Source organism: Kitasatospora sp. NPDC003701 (assembly GCF_053587085.1).
The window spans coordinates 176873-190283 of the sequence record NZ_JBSFNM010000009.1 but is presented as its reverse complement, the minus strand read 5'-3'; the positions used below and the strand labels follow the sequence as shown (position 1 = coordinate 190283).

Genomic DNA, 13411 nt, shown 5'->3' with positions numbered 1-13411 from the left:
GACGAATCGCAGATCCTTCGGCCCCCGTGTCTCTCGCGAGCGCACGGCGACAACCAGCGGTCTTTGGCTTCGGTAACACTAGCCGGACTCCGCCGTCCGGGGCAAATCGCCCACCTCCGGCCCTCAGCGGGCCAGCGGGGAGACGCTGCGGGTGCCCGCGTCCACGGTGTCCGCCTCGGCCGGGGCCTGCACCGAGAGGGTGCCGGCGAAGTCGCTGTAGAGCACCGCGTCGTCCGCCCGGCCGCTCTCCCCGGTGCCGGTCCGCTGCATCCTGACCAGCTGGTCCTTGTCGTTCAGCCACAGGTCGAGGGTCAGCGAGACGGACCCGCCGGGGGCCAGCGCGGTCCGCAGGCCGTCCCGGCGGGCCTGGCTCAGCTGGACCTGGGCGGCCGCGTACCGCTCGGCGTCGGTGGTGACCCGGTAGTGCTCGACCGTCGAGTCCTCGAACTTCTCCTCGCCGACGAACTGCGCCTCGACGCCGTCGGCGGTCGCGGCGGCCAGCGCCTCGACCGGGTTGAGCAGGTCGATCAGCCCGGCGTACGGGATCTCCCGGTGGCCGTCCGCACTCGGCGCCCCGGAGAAGCGCTCCCAGTGCTTGCCGCCCAGTCGGGCCGCGGTGGCCGCGTCACCGCCCTGGTAGGCCACGGTGTCCACGACGATCAGCTGCTCGGCCTCGGCCGGGGTGGAACGTTTGACCTGGAGCGCGGTCTTCGGCTGCCAGAACAGCGGGCCGGTGCCGGCGTCCGCCCCCAGCCGGTAGCCGACCTTGGCCCGGCGGGCGGTCTGCATGGCGAGCTGGGCCGAGAGCAGGACGCCGTGCGGCGACCGGTCGGTGGGCTTGGCCGGCCCGGTCGGGGAGGCGCTGCTCGTCGTCGGGGTGCCGGTGGAGGGCGTCGCCGTCGCGGCACCGCCCCCGCCGCCGCCGCACGCGGTGAGGCCGCTCGCCAGGAGCACCGCGGCCGTCATGGCCGCCAGTCGCTGCCGCACCGCCATGCCCCCTCCCCTTCCGTCCGGTCGCCGCGGCGGTCCCGCCGCGGGACGCCCCGTCCTCGGCCGCCTGTCCCGGCTGCCCTGTTCCCGGCCGCTGTGCTCGGCCGCTGTCCCAGCCACCATGCCACCAGGGGGCCGGTCGGCCGGCGGCGCCCCCCTCGGCCTCCCGGGCGGTGTCGGCGAAGTCCGGCACCCCGGCCGGGCCGGGCGAGGCGCCGGAAACCGTGGCCCCGCCGCCCGGTCGGGTGACGGTGACGTCGAACGGCCCGCCCCCGCCCGGCCCGTCCGCCCGGCTCCTCCGGTCGGCCGGCCCCGCCGCCCGGCCGCCCTGGAACGGCCGACCGGGTCACCCGGTCCGGGTCAGAACTTGAAGCCCTTGGCGAGGTCGGCGCCCGAGCCGACGTCGCTCGCGGCCGGCGCCTCGATCTTGGGCGCGGCACCGAGGCCCGTGTAGCCGACGGTGACGGCCGAGGCCTCGCCGCCCTTGTCGCCGTACTCCTTGAGCTGGACGAGCTGCTGCCCCGCGTTGATCCAGAAGTCCACGGTCAGCGTGCTGCCGCCGGTGTCGAGCGTCTGCTTGACGGCCGCGCGCTGGTCGGCGGAGAGCATGGTCAGGCTCTCGATCAGCTTGGCGGCGTCCTCGACGGCGCGGTAGTGGGTGGCCTGGCCCCCGGCCACCGTCTCCGTACCGATCTTGGTGAGCTTGCCGCTCTGGGCCGCCGCCGACAGCTGGAGGACCGGGTTGGTCAGCTGCGCCATGGTCAGGAACACCAGCGACATCGAGCCGACGACCGGGTCCTTCGGGCCGACCTTGGCCCAGTGCCGCCCGCCCAGCACGACCGTCGTCTCGGGGCCGCCGCCGAGGTAGACGTCGTCGCCCAGCACGCGTGCCCTGGTGCCCCCCTTGGACTTGCCGGCCAGGTCGACGAGGGTCTGCTGCCGCCAGTCGCCGCTGCCGGTCAGGGTGTCGCCGTCGGTGGCCAGCGTGAGGGAGCCGTTGCCGGCCCGCTGCATCACCACGGCCGACGCGGCCAGCGCCGCCCGGGGGTCGAGGTCCGCCACCTTGCCGGCGATCGCGTCCCCGGCGGCCTTGGTGTCCGCCGTACCACCGGTACCGCTGCTGCTGCAGGCCGACAACCCGGCGGCCAGGACGGTCGCCGCGACAGCGACGGATGCAAGGCGCACGATGCGCATGAAGAGCCCCCCATTGACCGATCATCAGAAATACCCAGCGGACTCTAATGGATCGCCGGGCCCCTCCCCCACCGCACGCGGCGGCCCCGCCTACCCGGCCGGGGCCGGGCTCTCGGTGCTCGCCACGGGGTCGGAGACGTCCGTCGTGGTGACCACGGTTCCGGCGCTGCCCGCCGCGGTGGCACGCAGCCGGAGCAGGCGGTCCCCGGGCGCGACCCAGAAGTCGTAGCCGATGGCGGTGACCCCGCGCTCGCGGTAGTACCCGAGCACCACCGCCAGCCGCTCGGGCGTGAGGCCCTGGTCGACGGCGAAGAACTCGGCCACCGGCGCGCTGCCCCGGTAGTGCGCCACGATGCCGCCGGCCAGCTGCTCCCCGCCGAGCGAGGTGAGCCGGCCGGCCAGCGCCATGCCGTACACCGAGTCGCCCGGATTGGAGACCAGGCCGGACATCCAGCCGCCCGCGTAGCCGCCCGTCCCCCGGACCGCGCGCGGGTCGAGCGACTCGGCCTCGGCCCGCTCGGCCCGCATCGGCGGCGCCCCCTCGTACCCGAGGTCGATCGTGCCGTCCTGGCTGTGCAGCCGGCCGGTGCCCCGCTCGTCGGTGACGGTCAGCTCGGCCGCCTCCCGGGCCCCCCAGAACACCGTGCCGGTGGCGGTGCGCCGGCCGGCCGGCCCCTCCTCGACCACCTCGACGTGCGCGCCGCCGGTGTCGTCCAGCGTCTGCGCGGCCGCGAGCAGCACCTGCTTGGGCGGCCGGACGGTCGCGGGCGTGCCCTGCGGGGTGCGGTCCCCCGAGACGGCCAGCAGGCTGCACGCGGTCAGGCCGCTGGCGAGCACCAGCAGGGCCGCCCCCCAGGCGGCGGGGCGAAGGGCGGGCGGCACGGCACACTCCGGCGGTCGGCTGCGATCACGCGTCGATCGGATGATCGGACCGGCCGAGCGTACGACGACCCGCCCGGGAGTTCCCCACCGCCCGGATCTCGATCCGGACACGACGACGGGCCCGCACCCCCGGTGAGGGGGTACGGGCCCGTCGTACGGACTACTGCTGCGCCCAGGACGCGGCTACCGGTCGGAGCTCAGGGCTCAGACGGCGGCCGGGTCCTCCTCGACCAGGAGGTTGCGGGTGCGGTTCGGGTCCACCAGGATGCCGGGGCCGATCGTGGTGCTGATCGCGGTCTTCTTGATGTAGCGACCCTTGGCGGCGGACGGCTTGGCGCGGAGCACCTCGTCCAGCGCGGCGGCGTAGTTCTCGACCAGCTGCACGTCGGTGAAGGAGGCCTTACCGATGATGAAGTGCAGGTTCGAGTGCTTGTCGACGCGGAACTCGATCTTGCCGCCCTTGATCTCGTTCACGGCCTTGGCCACGTCCGGGGTCACGGTGCCGGTCTTCGGGTTCGGCATCAGGCCACGGGGACCGAGCACGCGGCCCAGGCGGCCGACCTTGCCCATGAGGTCCGGGGTGGCGACGACGGCGTCGAAGTCGAGGCGGCCCTTGGCGACCTCGTCGATGAGCTCGTCGGAGCCGACGATGTCGGCGCCCGCAGCACGCGCGGCCTCGGCACGCTCGCCGGTCGCGAAGACCAGGACCCGAGCGGTCTTACCGGTGCCGTGCGGGAGGATCACGGTGCTGCGGACCATCTGGTCGGCCTTGCGCGGGTCGACGCCCAGACGCATGGCGACCTCGACGGTGCCGTCGAACTTGGTGGTGCTGGTCGCCTTGGCGAGGCGGATGGCCTCGAGGGGGGCGTAAAGGCGCTCGCGGTCGACCTGTGCGTCCGCGGCCTTCAGAGCCTTGCTGCGCTTCACTGCTGCTCCTGAATGGGGAATGGAGTCGTGGTATGGACGGGCCGCGCAGGCCCTACCACATGGACGAGAAGGGTGATCAGCCCTCGACCGTGATGCCCATCGACCGGGCGGTGCCGGCGATGATCTTCGACGCGGCGTCCAGGTCGTTGGCGTTCAGGTCGGGGAGCTTGACCGTGGCGATCTCGCGGACCTGGGCGGCCGTGAGCTTGGCAACCTTGGTCTTGTGCGGCTCGGCCGAGCCCTTGTCCACGCCCGCGGCCTTCAGGATGAGGCGCGCGGCCGGCGGCGTCTTCGTGATGAAGGTGAAGGAGCGGTCGTCGTAGACCGTGATCTCCACCGGCACGATCATGCCGCGCTGCGACTCGGTCGCGGCGTTGTAGGCCTTGCAGAACTCCATGATGTTGACGCCGTGCTGGCCCAGCGCGGGGCCGACCGGCGGCGCCGGGTTGGCCGCACCGGCGTTGATCTGGAGCTTGATAAGCCCCGTGACCTTCTTCTTCTTGGGAGGCATTTCTCTCCGGGTCCTTCCGAGAGGTGATTGCTGGTGTGTGCCGAGCCGGGGCGACACCCGACCGCCAGCACACACATCGGACCAGGCTAACGCGGATGCGCCGCTGGACCAAAACGGTTTCGGGGCGGAGCCGAAGCCCCGCCCCGAAGCCGAAGACTCGTACGAGTTCTTCCGGCCGTGCTAGTTCTTCTGGATCTGGTCGAAGGAGAGCTCGACCGGGGTCTCGCGGCCGAAGATCTCGACCAGGCCCTTGACCTTCTTCGAGTCCGGGTTGATCTCGTTGATGGTCGCCTGCAGGGTGGCGAAGGGGCCGTCGGTGACGGTGACCGAGTCGCCGACCTCGAAGTCCAGGACCTGGATCTCGCTCGGCTTGACCGGCGAGGGCTTGCCGGCCTCCTTGGCCGCCTGGCGCTCGACGTCGGGGGCGAGCATCTTGACGACCTCGTCCAGGGTCAGCGGGTACGGGTCGTAGGCGTTGCCGACGAAGCCGGTGACACCGGGGGTGTTGCGCACGACGCCCCAGGACTCCGGGGTGAGGTCCATGCGCACCAGGACGTAGCCGGGGAGCTTGTTCTGGCGGATGGTCTTGCGGTCGCCGTTCTTGATCTGGACGACCTCCTCCTGCGGCACCTCGGCCTGGAAGATGTACTCCTCGACGTTGAGGGAGACCGCGCGCTGCTCCAGGTTCTGCTTCACCCGGTTCTCGTAGCCCGCGTAGGTGTGGATCACGTACCACTCGCCGGGCATGAAGCGCAGGTCCTCGCGGAACTTGGCGACCGGGTCGACCTCGACGGCCTCCTCGGCGGCCTCGTCCTCGGCCTCGACCTCGTCCGCAGCCTCGTCCTCGTCCTCGGCGGCCTCGGCGTCGAGCTCCTCGGCGGCGGGCTCCTCGTCGGACTCCACGTGCAGCGCGGCCTCCTCGGCGGGCTCGCCGGCCTCGGCCTCGTCGTCCGCCGCGACCTCGTCCTCGTCGCTGTCCGCGGCGTCCACGATCTGCTCGGCGGCCTCGGCTTCGTCAGCCAGCTCGGCCGCGTCCAGCTCGGCGGCGACATCCGCCTCGCGGACGGTCTCGTCGGCGTCGTACAGGGGGGACTCAGACACGGTGGCTGCTTCTTTCCTGGAGATGGTGAAGGTGGCGCGCTCCGGGACCGCTCCGGCGCCGCTCCGCTTCACGCGGGCGCCAGGAGATGACTCGGAGACTTCAACAGTACCGAGTCAACGGTAGCGGCCTCGTACGTCCGGCGCCGACAGCTCGACCCGGACCGAAGAATCGGCCCGGGTCGGGAAGCTGTTTCGAAGGTGGGACCGGTCGGTCAGCCGAAGACCCAGAGACTGAGCTTCGAGAAGCCGTAGTCGAGGCCGGCGACAAACGCCATCACGACCACGACGAACACGACCACCACTGTGGTGTAGTTGACCAGCTCGTTGCGGGAGGGCCAGACGACCTTGCGCAGCTCCGCGATGATCTGGCGGTAGAACAGCGCGAGCCGGGCGAAGACGCCCTTCTTGGCGCGCTTGCCGGACTTCTTGTCCGCGCGGCCCGCCCGCTTGCGGTCGCGGCGCGATCCCTTGCCATCGCCCTCGGCAGGCGTGGTCTCGTCAGCGCCGTCGGCACCCTCGGGGTTGCCGCTCTCAGGCGTTGCGGTGGAGCCCGTGGTCTCCGTCACTCGTCCTCACCTGAATCCGGGTCCTGCCGAGCATCACCTGCGTACCCGACGGGGCACGAGCGGCCGGCTAAAGCGGTGCTGTTCGGTGCCCTCTCCGCATCAAGCCCGCTCGCTCTGTGGAGCGAACGGGCTGAATACGGATCAAGCAGCAGGGCAAGAGGGACTTGAACCCCCAACCGCCGGTTTTGGAGACCGGTGCTCTACCAATTGAGCTATTGCCCTACGGTGCCTTGCGGCTCCTGTAGCGACCACCAACCTACCGCATCTCCCGCTGCTGCATGCACAGGCAGTGGAAGTCGTGGCTTCTCGGTGGCCGTCGAGGAGTGAGCATACGTGGTCGAGGGGCGTTTGGTCGAACCTCTTCTTTCACGACCGACCACCGACCGGACCACGTTCGGGCCGCCATGTGGACGAGCCCGTACATATGGTGAAACCCCCATGCCCGGTCCGTCCCGGTTCTGCGACCATGCAGGCATGAGCGCTTCCACCCCGCAGCCCGACAGTTCCGTCCGCCCCGCCGACCGCCGGGTCTCCGCCCGGATCGGCGCGATCGCCGAGTCCGCGACCCTCGCCGTGGACGCCAAGGCCAAGGCCCTCAAGGCGGCCGGCCGGCCGGTCATCGGCTTCGGCGCCGGCGAGCCGGACTTCCCCACCCCGGACTACATCGTCGAGGCGGCCGTCGAGGCCTGCCGTGACCCGAAGAACCACCGCTACACCCCGGCCGGCGGTCTGCCGGAGCTGAAGGCCGCGATCGCCGCCAAGACGCTGCGCGACTCCGGCTACCAGGTGGACGCCTCCCAGGTGCTGGTGACCAACGGCGGCAAGCAGGCGATCTACGAGGCCTTCGCCGCGATCCTCGACCCGGGCGACGAGGTCATCGTCCCGGCCCCGTACTGGACGACCTACCCGGAGTCGGTCCAGCTGGCCGGCGGTGTGCCGGTGGAGGTCGTGGCCGACGAGACCACCGGCTACAAGGTCTCGGTCGAGCAGCTGGAGGCCGCCCGCACCGAGAACACCAAGGTGGTGCTCTTCGTCTCGCCGTCCAACCCGACCGGCGCGGTCTACACCGAGGCCGAGGCCCGGGCCATCGGCGAGTGGGCACTGGAGCACGGCCTCTGGGTGCTGACCGACGAGATCTACGAGCACCTGGTCTACGGCGACGCGAAGTTCACCTCGCTGCCGGCCCTGCTGCCCGAGCTCGCGGACAAGACCATCGTCGTCAACGGCGTGGCCAAGACCTACGCCATGACCGGCTGGCGGGTGGGCTGGGTGATCGGCCCCAAGGACGTGGTCAAGGCCGCGACCAACCTGCAGTCGCACGCCACCTCGAACGTCTCCAACGTCGCGCAGCGCGCCGCGCTCGCCGCCGTCAGCGGCGACCTCGCCGCCGTGCACGAGATGCGCACCGCCTTCGACCGGCGCCGCAAGACCATCGTCAAGATGCTGAACGAGATCGAGGGCGTCGTCTGCCCCGAGCCCGAGGGCGCGTTCTACGTCTACCCGTCGGTCAAGGGCCTGCTGGGCAAGGAGATCCGCGGCAAGCGCCCGCAGAGCTCCGCCGAGCTGGCCACGCTGATCCTGGACGAGGCCGAGGTCGCGGTCGTTCCCGGCGAGGCCTTCGGCACCCCGGGCTACCTGCGGCTCTCCTACGCGCTGGGCGACGCCGACCTGGTCGAGGGCGTCGGCCGGATGCAGAAGCTGCTCGGCGAGGCGACCGCCTGACGGGCCCGCTCCTCCGCGACCGCCCCCTTTTCACCCCTTCGGGGGACGTGAAGGGGGCGGTTCCCGTATCGGGGCCCGATGCGGCAGTATCGGCGAATGGAACGCCTGCCAGAACCGCGAGACGTCAGGGACCTCCCGAAGGCCCACCTCCACCTGCACTTCACCGGCTCGATGCGGCCCGCCACGCTGCTGGAGCTGGCCGACAAGCACGGCGTCCGGCTGCCGGAGGCGCTCAGCTCCGCCGAGCCGCCCAGCCTGCGGGCGACCGACGAACGCGGCTGGTTCCGCTTCCAGCGCCTCTACGACACGGCCCGCTCGGTCCTGCGCGACGAGTCCGACATCCGCCGGCTGGTCCTGGAGACCGCCGAGGACGAACGCCGGGACGGCTCGCGCTGGCTGGAGATCCAGGTCGACCCGACCTCGTACGCGCCCCGGCTCGGCGGTCTGATCCCCGCCCTCGAACTGATCCTGGACGCGGTGGAGCAGGCAGCCGGGGCCACCGGCGTCGGGATCCGGGTGCTGGTCGCGGCCAACCGGATGAAGTCCCCGATGGACGCCCGGACGCTGGCCCGGCTCGCCGTCCGCTACGCCGACCGGGGCGTGGTCGGCTTCGGCCTCTCCAACGACGAGCGGCGCGGCCTCGCCCGGGACTTCGACCGGGCCTTCGACATCGCCCGCAAGGGCGGGCTGCTGGCCGCCCCGCACGGCGGCGAGCTGGCCGGGCCGGAGTCGGTCCGGGACTGCCTGGACGACCTGGGCGCGGGCCGGATCGGCCACGGCGTCCGGGCCGCCGAGGACCCCCGGCTGATGCAGCGGCTGGCCGACCGCCAGATCACCTGCGAGGTCTGCCCGTCGTCCAACGTCTCGCTGGGCGTCTACGAGCGGGCCGAGGACGTCCCGCTGCGCCGGCTGTTCGACGCGGGCGTGCCGCTGGCGCTGGGCGCCGACGACCCCCTGCTGTTCGGCACCCGGCTGGCCGCCCAGTACGACCTGGCCCGCGACGTGCTCGGCTTCTCCGACGCCGAACTCGCCGAGCTGGCCCGCCAGTCGGTGCGCGGCTCGCGCGCGCCGGACAGCGTCCGGAAGGAGCTGCTGGCGGACATCGACACCTGGCTGGGCGACGGCGGCGCCCCCAGCCTGCCGGCCGCCCCGGACCTGACGGCCGCCCCGAGCTGACCGCCGGCCGGGGCTCGACCGCCGACCGGAGCCCGACCGCCGGCTAGAGCTCGACGCCCACCATGACCGGCTCGTTGACCAGCTCCACGCCGAACGCCGCCCGGACGCCGTCGCGGATCTCGCGGGCCAGCGCCAGCAGGTCCTCGGCGGTGGCCGCGCCGCGGTTGGTCAGGGCCAGGGTGTGCTTGGTGGAGAGGGTGGCCGGGCCGGTGCCGTAGCCCTTGCCGAAGCCGGCCTTGTCGATCAGCCAGGCCGCCGAGGTCTTGGTCCGGCCGTCCGGCGCCGGGTAGGCGGGGGCGGTGAGCTCGCGCTCGGCGGCCAGCGCCAGGAAGGCGCCGTACTGCTCGGCGGACAGCACCGGGTTGGTGAAGAAGGAGCCCGCCGACCAGGTGTCGTGGTCGGCCGGGTCGAGCACCATGCCCTTGCCGGCGCGCAGCCGCAGCACGGCCTCGTGGGCCTCGCGCAGTCCGACCGGCTCGCCCTGCTCGACGCCCAGGTGCCTGGCCGTCTCGGCGTAGGCGACCGGGGTGGAGAGCCCGCCGTCGTCCCGCAGGCCGAAGCGGACCCGCAGGACGACGTAGCGCTCCGGGTCGGCCTTGAAGCGGCTGTGCCGGTAGGAGAACTCGCACTCGGCGTTGGAGAGGGTCACCGTCTCGCCGGCCCGGCGGTCGTAGGCGACCACCTCGGTGACGGACTGCGCGACCTCCTGGCCGTACGCGCCCACGTTCTGGACCGGCGTGGCGCCGGCCGAACCGGGGATGCCGGCCAGGAACTCGATCCCGGCCAGCCCCTCGTCCACCGTGCGGGCCACGGCCGAGGCCCAGACCTCGCCGGCGGCCAGCTCCAGGGTGGTGCCGTCCAGCGCGAAGCCGGTGGTGGCGATCCGCAGCACCGTCCCGGCGAAGCCGGCGTCGCCGATCACCAGGTTGGAGCCGCCGCCGAGGACCAGCAGGGGCTCGCCGGCCGCGTCGGCCTCCCGGACGGTGGTGATCACGTCCTCGTCGGTCTGCGCGGTCACCAGCCGGCGGGCGGGACCGCCGAGCCGCAGGGTGGTCAGCGGGGCGAGGGGGGCGTCGAGTTCTACCAGCACGCCCCCAGCGTACGGGGAGGGGCCGGTCGGCCCCTCCCCGCCGCCTCCGTCGGCACGGACCGGCGGCTCAGACCAGCCGGACGACGGCGCGGGACATGCCCAGCACCTTCTGGCCGCCGTAGGTCGCCAGCAGGTCGACCTGCACCTTGCGGTCGTCCAGCAGCTTGGCGACCTTGGCGGTGACGTCGATCACGGAGCCGACGCCGTCGTTGGGCACCATCACCGGCCGGGTGAAGCGCACCCCGTACTCGACCACCGCGCCCGGGTCGCCGACCCAGTCGGTGACCACCCGGATCGCCTCGGCCATGGTGAACATGCCGTGCGCGATGACGTCGGGCAGGCCGACCTCCAGGGCGAACTTCTCGTTCCAGTGGATCGGGTTGAAGTCGCCGGAGGCGCCCGCGTACTGCACCAGCGCGGCGCGCGTCACGGGGAAGGACCGGGCCGGCAGCTCGGTGCCGACCGCGACCTCGTCGTAGCTGATCGCCATCGTGTTACTCCCCCGCCTCGTCGGCGGCCCGGGCCACCAGGGTCATGACCGACGTCACCACGTGCTCGCCGGTCTCGTCCGTCACCTCGCCGCGCACCGTGAGCACGTCGTTGCCCGCGAGCGACTTGATGTTGTCGATGGTCACCGCGACCGAGAGCCGGTCGCCGGCCCGCACCGGACGGGTGTAGGCGAACTTCTGGTCACCGTGCACCACGCGGCTGTAGTCCAGGCCCAGCTGCGGGTCCTCGACCACCTGGCCGGCGGCCCGGTAGGTGAGTACGAAGGGGAAGGTCGGCGGGGCGATGACGTCCGGGTGGCCGAACGCCTTGGCGGCCTCCGGGTCGGTGTACGCCGGGTTGGCGTCGCCCACGGCGACGGCGAACTCGCGGATCTTCTCCCGGCCGACCTCGTACGGTTCGGTGGGCGGGTAGGTCCGCCCGATGAAGGAGGGGTCGAGTGCCATGGCAGCTCCTCAAGAGCGCGGTGAATGACGAAAAGACTCCGGGCCGCACCCTGTGAGGGGTACGGCCCGGAGTCGTAGACCTGTAGTCACACAGGCCCGCAGACACGCGACAGGGTCAGCGGGTCTCGCGGTGCGCGGTGTGCGAGTTGCAGCGGGGGCAGTGCTTCTTCATCTCAAGACGGTCCGGGTCGTTACGCCGGTTCTTCTTGGTGATGTAGTTCCGCTCCTTGCACTCCACGCAGGCCAGCGTGATCTTCGGGCGGACATCGGTGGCAGCCACGGGAGTGCCTTCCTTGGACAATGAATAAGAACACAACAAGAGTAGCCGACCGGGAGTGCGATCTCCCGACCGACTACGCGGGGTAGCGGTGACCGGACTTGAACCGGTGACACAGCGATTATGAGCCGCTTGCTCTACCAACTGAGCTACACCGCCACAGTGATCCGGAGCACAGCCGAAGCTGACTCCTTCTCACCAGAGCCCCCATGCGGAATCGAACCGCAGACCTTCTCCTTACCATGGAGACGCTCTACCGACTGAGCTATAGGGGCGAACGAGGAAGAGATTACACGTTCCGCGCCCAGAGGTGAAATCCGTATCCCGGCGCGAAGACCGCAGGTGGGCGAGGTGCACGGGCAGGCGATCGAAGGCCGGGTGTTCGAACGGCCTCCGCGGGGCGCGGCCCGACCCGATACGACTATTGCCCGCCTCCCCGCACCCCGCGCCCCGGCGCCATAGGCTCGTCGCTCATTGATCGGGACGGGCCGGGGATCTGGACGGGCCAGCGCGAGGAGGAACCGGGCGATGGACAGCGCACCCTCCGACGGGCCGCACCCCGGCTCCGGCCCGGCCGCCAACCCGCTGGGGCACGGCCCCGTCCTGCTGCTCACCGACGCCCGGCTCGCCGACGGCCGGGTGGTGGACGTGCGGATCAGCGGCGACCGCATCCAGGCCGTCGGCACCACCGGCAGCCTCGGCCCGCTGCCCGCCCTCCCCGGCGCCCCCACGGCCACCACCGGCGCCCGGATCGACCTCAAGGGCTACCTGCTGCTGCCGGCCCCCGCCGAGGCGCACGCCCACTACGACGTCGCCTTCTCCGCCGCGCTGCCCGCGCCGCCGCCGGAGACCTCCACCGACCTCACCCGCCGGGTCACCGAGGCCGCGCTCACCTCGCTCGGCTACGGCGCCACCGCGCAGCGCACCCACGTCCGGATCGGCGACGTGCACGGGCTGCGCCGGCTGGAGGCGGTGCTCACCGCCCGGCAGGCGCTGCGCGGCCTGGCCGAACTGCAGGCCGTCGCGATGCCCCGGCTGCTCACCGGCCGGGCCGGCGCGGACGGCCGGGCCCAGCTGCGCGACGCGCTCAAGCTGGGCGCCACCGCGGCCGGCGGCTGCCCGGAGCTGGACCCGGACCCGGCCGGGTACGTCCAGGTGCTGCTGGAGGCCGCCCGGGACGCGGACTGCGGGGTGGACCTGCACACCACGGGGGCCGACGCGGCGCAGCTGGCCCGGCTGGCGAGTGCGCTCGCCCCGCTGCGGCCCCGGGTGGTGCTCGGCCCGTGCGGGGCGCTGGCGCCGGGCGGCCCGACGGTGCTGGCCAGCAGTGGCGTCCGGGTGGTCTGCCTGCCGCAGAACGGCTGCTGCAGTGGGCTGGAGGGCCGGGCGGCCGGGATGCGGCCGGGGCTGGCACGCGAGCTGGCCCAGGCCCGGGTGCCGCTCGCGGCGGGCAGCGGCTCGCTGCGCGACCCGGCCAATCCGGTGGGCCGGGCCGATCCGCTGGAGGCCGCCTACCTGCTGGCGGCGAGCGGGATGCTGGACGTGGAGGCGGCGTACGACGCGGTGGCCAACCAGGCCCGGGCGGCGCTCGGGCTGCCGCCGGTCCGGGTGGACGCCGGGTTCCCGGCGGAGCTGCTGGCGGTGCGCGGGGACAGCCTGGCGGGGGCGCTCGCGGGCGGCCACAGCCGGTTGGTGGTGCACAGCGGGCGGATCGTCAGCCGGACCAGTGCCGTCCGGGAGTTCGCCGACACGGTGGCGCTGGCGCTGCCGCGGCAGTCGGGGAGCACGGGCGGGGGCTGAGTGCCGCACGCCCGGCGACGGGCCCTGCCCGGGGCCGATCGGGTGATAGGGGCGCGCGTCGTTGCTCGCGCGCCCCTCCCCCACCGGTCGGCCGCCGAGGCGGCGGAGCGGCCCCGGCATCCCCCACATGGAGCAGGGCCGCTCTCCCACCGCTGACGCTACGCCCCCGAACGGCACCGCCCGGCCTGCCTTGACGCCCTCCTGTCGCCCGGCGGCCCGCCC

The 13411-nt window shown here is 72.8% G+C and carries 14 protein-coding genes and 3 tRNA genes; 3 read left to right on the top strand and 14 right to left on the bottom strand.

The window, feature by feature from the left end:
* Positions 1-123: 123 nt before the first annotated feature.
* The 8 genes from ACWDRR_RS11910 to ACWDRR_RS11875 all read right to left on the bottom strand — a co-directional run bounded on the left by ACWDRR_RS11910 (position 124) and on the right by ACWDRR_RS11875 (position 6393).
* Positions 124-993 carry a hypothetical protein gene (locus ACWDRR_RS11910; RefSeq protein ID WP_449772026.1) on the bottom strand — a complete coding sequence of 290 codons (870 nt, stop codon included), beginning with the start codon at positions 991-993 and terminating at the stop codon, positions 124-126.
* 357 nt (positions 994-1350) lie between these two features.
* Positions 1351-2184: a hypothetical protein gene (locus ACWDRR_RS11905; protein WP_449772025.1), complete on the bottom strand. Its 834-nt coding sequence runs from the start codon at positions 2182-2184 to the stop codon at positions 1351-1353.
* Positions 2185-2274: 90 nt separating this feature from the next.
* Positions 2275-3066, bottom strand: coding sequence for a hypothetical protein (locus ACWDRR_RS11900; RefSeq protein WP_449772024.1), 792 nt, complete (start codon positions 3064-3066; stop codon positions 2275-2277).
* Positions 3067-3270: 204 nt separating this feature from the next.
* On the bottom strand, positions 3271-3993 hold the full coding sequence (gene rplA, locus ACWDRR_RS11895; protein ID WP_449772023.1) for a 50S ribosomal protein L1: 723 nt from the start codon (positions 3991-3993) through the stop codon (positions 3271-3273).
* Between the two features lie 76 nt (positions 3994-4069).
* The gene (rplK, locus tag ACWDRR_RS11890; protein ID WP_148644356.1) at positions 4070-4504 is read right to left on the bottom strand and encodes a 50S ribosomal protein L11; all 435 of its coding nucleotides are present in this window, start codon (positions 4502-4504) and stop codon (positions 4070-4072) included.
* 180 nt (positions 4505-4684) lie between these two features.
* On the bottom strand, positions 4685-5605 hold the full coding sequence (nusG, locus tag ACWDRR_RS11885; protein WP_449772022.1) for a transcription termination/antitermination protein NusG: 921 nt from the start codon (positions 5603-5605) through the stop codon (positions 4685-4687).
* Between the two features lie 212 nt (positions 5606-5817).
* Positions 5818-6171 carry a preprotein translocase subunit SecE gene (secE, locus tag ACWDRR_RS11880; protein ID WP_449772021.1) on the bottom strand — a complete coding sequence of 118 codons (354 nt, stop codon included), beginning with the start codon at positions 6169-6171 and terminating at the stop codon, positions 5818-5820.
* A gap of 149 nt (positions 6172-6320) precedes the next feature.
* A tRNA-Trp gene (locus ACWDRR_RS11875) sits at positions 6321-6393 on the bottom strand.
* Between the two features lie 252 nt (positions 6394-6645).
* Here ACWDRR_RS11875 and ACWDRR_RS11870 point away from each other — a divergent pair.
* Together ACWDRR_RS11870 and ACWDRR_RS11865 are read left to right on the top strand one after the other, a co-directional pair.
* Positions 6646-7893, top strand: coding sequence for a pyridoxal phosphate-dependent aminotransferase (locus ACWDRR_RS11870; RefSeq protein WP_449772020.1), 1248 nt, complete (start codon positions 6646-6648; stop codon positions 7891-7893).
* Positions 7894-7989: 96 nt separating this feature from the next.
* The gene (locus ACWDRR_RS11865) at positions 7990-9069 is read left to right on the top strand and encodes an adenosine deaminase (RefSeq protein ID WP_449772019.1); all 1080 of its coding nucleotides are present in this window, start codon (positions 7990-7992) and stop codon (positions 9067-9069) included.
* A gap of 43 nt (positions 9070-9112) precedes the next feature.
* On the opposite strand, the gene ACWDRR_RS11860 is transcribed toward ACWDRR_RS11865, so the two are convergent.
* The 6 genes from ACWDRR_RS11860 to ACWDRR_RS11835 form a co-directional block, all read right to left on the bottom strand.
* Complete coding sequence (locus ACWDRR_RS11860) at positions 9113-10156, bottom strand: UDP-N-acetylmuramate dehydrogenase (RefSeq protein WP_449772062.1); 1044 nt, start codon at positions 10154-10156, stop codon at positions 9113-9115.
* A gap of 70 nt (positions 10157-10226) precedes the next feature.
* Entirely contained in the window at positions 10227-10649 is a 423-nt protein-coding gene (locus ACWDRR_RS11855) for a MaoC family dehydratase (RefSeq protein ID WP_449772018.1), read from the bottom strand.
* A 4-nt stretch (positions 10650-10653) separates the two neighbouring features.
* Entirely contained in the window at positions 10654-11112 is a 459-nt protein-coding gene (locus ACWDRR_RS11850; RefSeq protein WP_449772017.1) for an FAS1-like dehydratase domain-containing protein, read from the bottom strand.
* A gap of 115 nt (positions 11113-11227) precedes the next feature.
* Positions 11228-11392, bottom strand: a complete 165-nt coding sequence (gene rpmG, locus ACWDRR_RS11845; protein WP_006604855.1) for a 50S ribosomal protein L33 — start codon at positions 11390-11392, stop codon at positions 11228-11230.
* An 83-nt stretch (positions 11393-11475) separates the two neighbouring features.
* Positions 11476-11548, bottom strand: a tRNA-Met gene (locus tag ACWDRR_RS11840).
* 43 nt (positions 11549-11591) lie between these two features.
* Positions 11592-11664, bottom strand: a tRNA-Thr gene (locus tag ACWDRR_RS11835).
* Positions 11665-11917: 253 nt separating this feature from the next.
* Here ACWDRR_RS11835 and ACWDRR_RS11830 point away from each other — a divergent pair.
* Positions 11918-13189 (top strand): hydrolase, encoded by a 1272-nt coding sequence (locus ACWDRR_RS11830; protein WP_449772016.1) that lies wholly within the window; start codon positions 11918-11920, stop codon positions 13187-13189.
* The last annotated feature ends 222 nt before the right edge of the window (positions 13190-13411 follow it).

What these genes read in the sequence shown, in the direction of transcription:
- ACWDRR_RS11910 (WP_449772026.1), bottom strand. Translation starts at nt 993, where the DNA reads ATGGCGGTGCGGCAGCGACTGGCGGCCATGACGGCCGCGGTGCTCCTG.
- ACWDRR_RS11905 (WP_449772025.1), bottom strand. Translation starts at nt 2,184, where the DNA reads ATGCGCATCGTGCGCCTTGCATCCGTCGCTGTCGCGGCGACCGTCCTG.
- rplK (WP_148644356.1), bottom strand. Translation starts at nt 4,504, where the DNA reads ATGCCTCCCAAGAAGAAGAAGGTCACGGGGCTTATCAAGCTCCAGATC.
- ACWDRR_RS11870 (WP_449772020.1), top strand. Translation starts at nt 6,646, where the DNA reads ATGAGCGCTTCCACCCCGCAGCCCGACAGTTCCGTCCGCCCCGCCGAC.
- ACWDRR_RS11865 (WP_449772019.1), top strand. Translation starts at nt 7,990, where the DNA reads ATGGAACGCCTGCCAGAACCGCGAGACGTCAGGGACCTCCCGAAGGCC.
- ACWDRR_RS11855 (WP_449772018.1), bottom strand. Translation starts at nt 10,649, where the DNA reads ATGGCGATCAGCTACGACGAGGTCGCGGTCGGCACCGAGCTGCCGGCC.
- ACWDRR_RS11850 (WP_449772017.1), bottom strand. Translation starts at nt 11,112, where the DNA reads ATGGCACTCGACCCCTCCTTCATCGGGCGGACCTACCCGCCCACCGAA.
- ACWDRR_RS11830 (WP_449772016.1), top strand. Translation starts at nt 11,918, where the DNA reads ATGGACAGCGCACCCTCCGACGGGCCGCACCCCGGCTCCGGCCCGGCC.